The organism is Bacteroides sp. 1001302B_160321_D4 (assembly GCF_015667765.1).
In the GTDB taxonomy this organism is placed as follows: Bacteria; Bacteroidota; Bacteroidia; order Bacteroidales; family Bacteroidaceae; genus Bacteroides; species Bacteroides xylanisolvens.
Genome location: NZ_JADPLO010000071.1, coordinates 21,375 through 27,804, shown reverse-complemented (window position 1 = coordinate 27,804; position 6,430 = coordinate 21,375). Strand labels below are relative to the sequence as shown.

General features: G+C 40.7%; 14 protein-coding genes. 4 read left to right on the top strand and 10 right to left on the bottom strand.

Annotated elements, in window-relative coordinates:
• Positions 1 to 303: 303 nt before the first annotated feature.
• From KFO40_RS21665 to KFO40_RS21645, 5 genes are read right to left on the bottom strand one after another with little or no spacing between them, the layout of a single operon-like run.
• Positions 304 to 612 carry a hypothetical protein gene (locus KFO40_RS21665; protein ID WP_224263218.1) on the bottom strand — a complete coding sequence of 103 codons (309 nt, stop codon included), beginning with the start codon at positions 610 to 612 and terminating at the stop codon, positions 304 to 306.
• Between the two features lie 44 nt (positions 613 to 656).
• A complete protein-coding gene (locus KFO40_RS21660) occupies positions 657 to 980 on the bottom strand; it encodes a hypothetical protein (RefSeq protein ID WP_005868762.1) in 324 nt (107 codons plus the stop codon).
• Between the two features lie 29 nt (positions 981 to 1,009).
• Entirely contained in the window at positions 1,010 to 1,735 is a 726-nt protein-coding gene (locus tag KFO40_RS21655) for an N-6 DNA methylase (protein WP_005868764.1), read from the bottom strand.
• A gap of 15 nt (positions 1,736 to 1,750) precedes the next feature.
• The gene (locus tag KFO40_RS21650) at positions 1,751 to 2,014 is read right to left on the bottom strand and encodes a hypothetical protein (protein ID WP_005868765.1); all 264 of its coding nucleotides are present in this window, start codon (positions 2,012 to 2,014) and stop codon (positions 1,751 to 1,753) included.
• Positions 2,015 to 2,070: 56 nt separating this feature from the next.
• A complete protein-coding gene (locus KFO40_RS21645; RefSeq protein WP_005868767.1) occupies positions 2,071 to 2,550 on the bottom strand; it encodes an LPD28 domain-containing protein in 480 nt (159 codons plus the stop codon).
• 410 nt (positions 2,551 to 2,960) lie between these two features.
• Between KFO40_RS21645 and KFO40_RS25975 the strand changes: the two genes are divergently transcribed.
• The 4 genes from KFO40_RS25975 to KFO40_RS21625 all read left to right on the top strand — a co-directional run bounded on the left by KFO40_RS25975 (position 2,961) and on the right by KFO40_RS21625 (position 4,377).
• Entirely contained in the window at positions 2,961 to 3,161 is a 201-nt protein-coding gene (locus KFO40_RS25975; protein WP_007564649.1) for a hypothetical protein, read from the top strand.
• A 197-nt stretch (positions 3,162 to 3,358) separates the two neighbouring features.
• The gene (locus KFO40_RS21635) at positions 3,359 to 3,613 is read left to right on the top strand and encodes a hypothetical protein (RefSeq protein ID WP_005868768.1); all 255 of its coding nucleotides are present in this window, start codon (positions 3,359 to 3,361) and stop codon (positions 3,611 to 3,613) included.
• Between the two features lie 45 nt (positions 3,614 to 3,658).
• Positions 3,659 to 3,985: a hypothetical protein gene (locus KFO40_RS21630; protein ID WP_005868769.1), complete on the top strand. Its 327-nt coding sequence runs from the start codon at positions 3,659 to 3,661 to the stop codon at positions 3,983 to 3,985.
• 14 nt (positions 3,986 to 3,999) lie between these two features.
• Positions 4,000 to 4,377, top strand: a complete 378-nt coding sequence (locus KFO40_RS21625) for a hypothetical protein (RefSeq protein ID WP_005868770.1) — start codon at positions 4,000 to 4,002, stop codon at positions 4,375 to 4,377.
• A 61-nt stretch (positions 4,378 to 4,438) separates the two neighbouring features.
• Here the strand turns inward: KFO40_RS21625 and KFO40_RS21620 are convergent, their stop codons facing one another.
• From KFO40_RS21620 to KFO40_RS21600, 5 genes are all read right to left on the bottom strand, one after another.
• Positions 4,439 to 4,711: a hypothetical protein gene (locus tag KFO40_RS21620; RefSeq protein ID WP_005868772.1), complete on the bottom strand. Its 273-nt coding sequence runs from the start codon at positions 4,709 to 4,711 to the stop codon at positions 4,439 to 4,441.
• Positions 4,712 to 4,723: 12 nt separating this feature from the next.
• Positions 4,724 to 5,008, bottom strand: a complete 285-nt coding sequence (locus KFO40_RS21615; RefSeq protein ID WP_005868774.1) for an HU family DNA-binding protein — start codon at positions 5,006 to 5,008, stop codon at positions 4,724 to 4,726.
• 99 nt (positions 5,009 to 5,107) lie between these two features.
• Positions 5,108 to 5,506 carry a hypothetical protein gene (locus KFO40_RS21610; RefSeq protein WP_005868776.1) on the bottom strand — a complete coding sequence of 133 codons (399 nt, stop codon included), beginning with the start codon at positions 5,504 to 5,506 and terminating at the stop codon, positions 5,108 to 5,110.
• 49 nt (positions 5,507 to 5,555) lie between these two features.
• Positions 5,556 to 5,876, bottom strand: a complete 321-nt coding sequence (locus KFO40_RS21605; RefSeq protein ID WP_005868777.1) for a type II toxin-antitoxin system PemK/MazF family toxin — start codon at positions 5,874 to 5,876, stop codon at positions 5,556 to 5,558.
• Positions 5,870 to 6,118 carry an AbrB/MazE/SpoVT family DNA-binding domain-containing protein gene (locus KFO40_RS21600; RefSeq protein ID WP_005868778.1) on the bottom strand — a complete coding sequence of 83 codons (249 nt, stop codon included), beginning with the start codon at positions 6,116 to 6,118 and terminating at the stop codon, positions 5,870 to 5,872. Before KFO40_RS21600 ends, KFO40_RS21605 begins: the two co-directional genes overlap by 7 nt.
• Positions 6,119 to 6,430: the final 312 nt, after the last annotated feature.

Below are 6,430 nucleotides of genomic sequence, written 5' to 3'. Positions count from 1 at the left end.
AGGAGGTTGTTTCGGCAATGCCGAAGCTCCGGATGATGACCATTGCAATCCCGCCCACGTTTGGAACTTCTCTTTTCCGGTTTACCCATAATCAGCCGCATAGCGGATGATTACGGGTAAACCGGGAATGAGAACAGTCATTCCGATGAAGGGGAGGGTGGGAAAGAATACTGCGTGAACGCAAATTAATGGGATTACCAGTAACTCCAAGCGTTTTTTGCTACTTTTTTGGGGTGCTTGCCAAAAAGTAGCGGACAGCAAAATACCCTCCCTTCCCTAATCCAAAAGAAGGGAGAATGTGCTTCATTGAAGGTATATAGGTTCCGTTCCCTGATTATAACAATACATAGTGTTATTTCTGAAACCATCAAAGCATATATGAAAATCATCGAAATCCTGTTCCGTGGCCAAACGAACCTTATCACTCAACAAAACCATGCATTGTTTATTGACAGATGTAGCCAAAGAGGTAGTACGTCCCGGCTTTATCTCCAATGCCACCACATAAGAAGTCCTTCGTGGATAGATATACCCAATAATTTCCTCATTGAGTACAACCAAACGAATAACATCTTCATTCAAAACGGGAATATTATTAATTTTGCCCATCATTGTTATAATATAAATCAGTTTATAATCATTAAAATACAATATCATTACAAATGATACCTATAATTTTTATAGGTAAACTTTTCCACCGAGACCACCTCATAAAGATAGTCTTCATGGCAAGAAGCCATTATACAGTTCTCACATTCAAGAATAGGATTTATAACTACACGGAATTTAATAGTGCCGTCCACCAGAACAAACTCCACCCGATTAAAGAACCCTTGTAGAGAATGCCCTTCCTTATCCATCAGACGCACTACTTCACCTGTAAAAACAGCCAATTCCTTAGCCTGCCATTTCGCTTTACGCAAACAACTGTTCGCCGCTTTGACGTTCTCATTCACCTCTTTTGTTCTTATTGCTTTCATACCAAAATCCTTTTTACATATTTATCTTGTCAAAAATCAAAAGTCAGCTGCGTAGCCCTTGCGTTGCTCTGAATCGACCTCTTCAATTCAGAATTATCCTCCATTGCATTTTCAAGTTTCCTAATAAAAGAAGTGTCACCTGCTTCCGTTATCTTTAAAATAGGCAACCATACTCCGGCTATCAGCTGTAAATCTATATGATAACTTCTCCAATGCTGCATTGTCAATGTATTCATCCATGCGACTTCACCGGGTACGCTATTCATCATCAGATTGACAACGGTCATCTTTACACAAATCAAATCTATATCCGAGCCATAACAAAAAAGCCTTCCTCCATCATTCTCTTCCGCACATTTTTTTACAGCGGAAAGTAGCATCCTGCCGGAACCACAGCACGAATCACAGACCGACTGTTTAGGTTTCAGCCTATTTCCCCCCATACATGCCATCAAATCAGCAACGTGTATCGGGGTAAAGAACTGTCCGTTATTCCCATGACTGACACACTCCATGAACATATCTCCCAAGACATCGCAAAATCCTTCCGAATATTCAGACACCCTATAAAACATTTGAACAAAAAGTTCCATTTCATATGGCTTATATCTTTTTTCCACTCTACGATAATCCTCCGCCAACATCCCGACAGACAAATAGTAAAGACAAACATCCAAAAAATCCCGAAAGGCTTCTTCATATCCCCGACTGAAAGCAAGCTTTTCATAAAGTTTCATTATCTCCTTTGGTATCATACTTTTCTGACTTCATTATTCACAACATTCTATATTCCTTGTGCCATAGATTTTATCAAAAGCCGCTTTTATCTCCGAGCGATATTTACAGTCCTTCTCAAAACAAAGTTGTTTTGTCCAAAAATCGAAATCAAAACCATCGGTATTATCAATCGTTACAGAAACATAATCAGTCATACCACTCTGACATACAACCGTATGCCGATTTACACAAAAGTGGTCATTTAAAGCAGTTTCTTTTCGGGTAATGCGTTCTACCATCTTATCTATCCACTTCATACTTATAATATTTTATGTAATTGCCCCATTCCAAGAGGCAGTTACGGTTATACTCATTAAAAATCGTTCTCGTTCAAAAACAGCACATCGCCTTTCATCACCATCCAATTAATCTCACTCAGATGATAGCCACAATGCCCACTCAAAAAAATCTCAATCTCTTCAGTGGTCTGCAATCTCCTGTCTGGGCTTATCACCGCAACATTACCGGAATTACAATCCAATACAGCCAGTTTCTCATAAGCCCACTCACCAAACTGGCAGAACTCGATAAAATTGGTATAGGTTATCCGTATGCTATTGTTTGCATCAAATTCAAGGGGTGACTTTGTAATGAATGAACCTGCATGATTCACCACCACAGAGGGGCTAATCTCTGCCAATGAAGATAAGCTGTCATCCCATCTAATCTCATAAAGGAAAAATCCTTTTGGCAATGAATTGCGGTCTATACGATAACTGGAAAAAAGACCGTCTATCGTTTCATTAATAACTAACTGTTCATAATCTCCTTCTAAATAGTGTACTCGTGACATAACTCGTTGTTTTTTGGGATTGTTAAACTTCTAATTTTATGCTTCAGCTAGATTTAAAGACCTTTTTTTAAAACCCCTTTCCGGGATGGCCTTTTCTTTCTGCCGACTTTTTTTTTGAGCTTTCATGCCCCATCTGAGTTTATGAGCCTTTTTTTTACGGCACACAACAATAAGGAAGGAGGGATTAAGAAAAGTTTTGGACGACAAAAAATGTTGGGGACAGCGAAGCCGTCCGGCGTTATTTTTTTCGGGACAAAGGGCGAAGACCGGAACTCTTTCGTATCCATCCACCGAAATAAATTTGCCGTTCAAAAACAAAGGATCTCAGATGGGGCTATGAAAAACGCACATTAAGGGAGGCAGAAAACTAGGAAAAGGGCAGTACGGAAAGTAAAACAAGCCATACGGTTTTGCCTGCAAAACCGTATTCCTATCTCCCTGCCACAAGTGGCAGGGGGGAACGGGTTAGCAACGGACTGCCGGGACAAACGGTAAAAGGACGGGGCTGCAATACGGAAGAAGGAGGTTGTTTCGGCAATGCCGAAGCTCCGGATGATGACCATTGCAATCCCGCCCACGTTTGGAACTTCTCTTTTCTGGTTTGCCCATAATCAGCCGCATAGCGGATGACTACGGGTAAACCGGAAATGAGAACAGTCATTCCGATGAAGGGGAGGGTGGGAAAGAATACTGCGTGAACGCAAAAACACAGTATGTCATCTTAAAACAATATCTTTAAAAAGTTTTTCAGAAGAAATGCTTACCAATATCCTAATAATTATTACTTTTGATAACATAATACAACGATATGGAAAAGAAAAAGATTACAATAGAGGTAGAACCAGCTACAGCCGTAGCTACCGTCGGTTTATTGCGTGGGATATTTCCCAGTATCATCGAACAACTGGAAAGGCAAGCCGCAACAAACGGCAGCCCCTTAAAATTCAATAAAGTAGAAAATATGCAAGAAGTATTGGATGAGATTTATGAAAAGTGCATTGCCGAAACGAACCTCCGGGAGTTTGCCCAGGCGCACTTAAATAGTGACGGATTACCTAACTGATACAGAAATACGGAATCTGCCAGCCATCCTTATTCCAAATAACAAATGGTACAGAATTACACACCTGTCATGTGGGATGACAAAGCATTTGCCTTTGTCCCCTACGAAGCATTCAGTGATTTGCCACATTATCCCAAAGAAAAATGTGAGCAAATTTGCAAAGAGCTGAACAGCCTTATAAGACTATGTACTTATAGGCCGAAAAAGGAAGATATTTATTTTCATCCGGTAAGTTATGTACGTCGTTCCGGAGGTTTCATAGTTACGGATAATCAGGCATCCTTTGAGAAATGCCCCTATCCTGCTTGCGCAGACCGTCATAGCTGCCAAAAAATATGTGATTTGATGAACCGTATCATTGAAGAGTCTTAATTATATAAAATACCATGGAACATCCAAACTCCAAATGCAGAATAGCACAAGCTGAATATTTAAGTCGGCTACCTGAAGAAGAACGGGAAAATAAGGCCAGAGATATTAGAATCGGAAACGCCAGCTATATTTACCACCAACAAGCGGTTCCAATCCAAGAAAACAGATTGATAATGTATTATAAAGAGTGGTTGGAAGGTCTTCCTCCCAACATTTCACGCCATATGAGAATGCTTGGATTTGAAGCATGTAAGACAATGATTCCGTTTACGAGATATGTGAACGAAAGAAACGATATTGGTATGCGTGACTGGATGCAAGAGCATCTTTCACCGAGTGACTTCAACTATTGGCAGGAACTTTCGAAAAAAGCAGGTTCGCCAACATTTTAATCCCATCCCGTTCAATACGCTGCCTGAAGAATAAAAGGTGCGTATTAAACGAGAATATTTTTTAGCGTTTAGTCATCTCTTCCCGCACCAGTTCCGTTTCTGTCGGGGAGAGTTTCGGCAATTTGACAGTTGCCGGACTTTCTAACTGGTAAGCCTTCACCTCATTGATAAGCAGCTGCCAGTCAAAAAGAAATTCTTCGGAACAACCATGTTTACGATAAATTTCTTTTGCTGCTTCCAAAATCTCAGGAGCGCAAAAATCGTCTCCCTGAAAGACAACTGCCGGACGATCATTATTGATACAGTCTCTCAATAATCGTAACTGATCTTTCATTGTGTTTACCTATTATGCGTTCTGTTGTTTTACCATTTTCAAAAATTCGTCAGACGGTTTAAATGCCGGTATGTTATGAGCCGGAATAATCATAGTAGTATTCTTAGAGATATTCCGAGCTGTCTTTTGCGCTCTCTTCTTCACTATGAAACTACCGAATCCACGAAGATAGACATTTTCCTCCTTACCCAACGAAGTCTTTACCTCGTTCATGAATCCTTCCAAAACAGCAAGCACCGCTTTGCCGTCGATGCCGGTTCTGGCAGATATTTCCTTTACGATTTCCGATTTAGTCATTTCTTTATAATTTGAAAATTAGCGTGCAAAGATAATTAATCCAATGGATTATTTAAAGTCTGGCATCCGCAGCAAGCCCTGCCTTCGCCCAATGAAGTGTTAAATTGTTGCGTATGGGTCAAGTTCCTTAATCCGCTTACACAAATAATCAAAGCGTTTCTTGGTAAGCGGTGTGAGTGTATCGAGGTTCTTGCCATCGAAATTCTCTCCGAAAATAAGGTCGTCCACTCCTATGCCGTGATTGTAATTCTCGCGCACGCAATCACGCAGAATCCAAAGGTTATGCAGGTTCACCCAGTCGGCTGTAATGTTTCTGATTTTACTGAACAGCAGCGCAGCAGTGTAAAGGTAGTGTCCGCAATGGTTGTAGTCATGCAACACCAGCTTGCCCTGGTAATAGATGTCGAAATCCTTGTTTTCTTCATCTTCCTTTGTATCGCAGTAGAAGAATGGAATGTCTTTCAGACCGTCCCAATTAATATAAGTAGTTGGCTTCATAATATCTTTTTTGAATACGCTACATAACCTGTTATTTGCACACTTTCCATTATTCACAGAACATTTGATGAAACACTTCCTTCAGTCTTTTTATCTCACTGAAATTCAAATCTCCAATCTTTCTTTTCAGCCGGCTTTTGTCCACCGTGCGAATCTGATCCGTGGCTATCTCCCCATCACGCCCGGCTACAGAACACAGAACCCGGTAAGGATAGTTCCTTATGGTGGAGGTTATCGGAGCAATGACTACTATTGTAAGGTACATATTCAAATCTGAAGGAGTTACAACAACACATGGCCGTGTCTTTGCCATTTCACCCCCACGGGTAGGGTCTAACTCTACCCAATACACTCCATACTGTTCTACCATGTCCAATCCTCAAACTTTTCATCCTCAAACACATCAGGGATAAGCAACTCATCATCCCCATTCTCATGGGCACGTTTGGCAGCTTCCGCCCATCCCTGCCGTGGTTGTGCCTTTATCACAATATTGTTCCCGTCCAAAGAAATGCTCACAGCCGATTTCAAGGACAAACGCAACTGTTTCAATATCTCGGAAGGAAGTATTATCCCCTTGCTGTTTCCAATCTGAATAATGTTTGTTACCATAATGTTATAACTTTAAAATTGATTATCACAACACAAATATAGACAAAGTTATAACAATACCAAAAGAAAAGCCAACTTTTTTCCATTTTCACCGATAACCCGGCCAACGGCTGCACTCGTCGGGAGGCTAGTGCCCCCCTTGCCGTGCGGCGCTCCCCGACCTATGATTCTTATCATGTCTTGTGTCCTTTTCTCCGCTTCTAACAAACAAATCTGCATAAAATATAGATTTGCGTTTCCATTTGAATTTTAGTTATTTGATACCCTAACTATGAATAGCAAACAGATAACTGATTTTTAAAACAGCAGAAT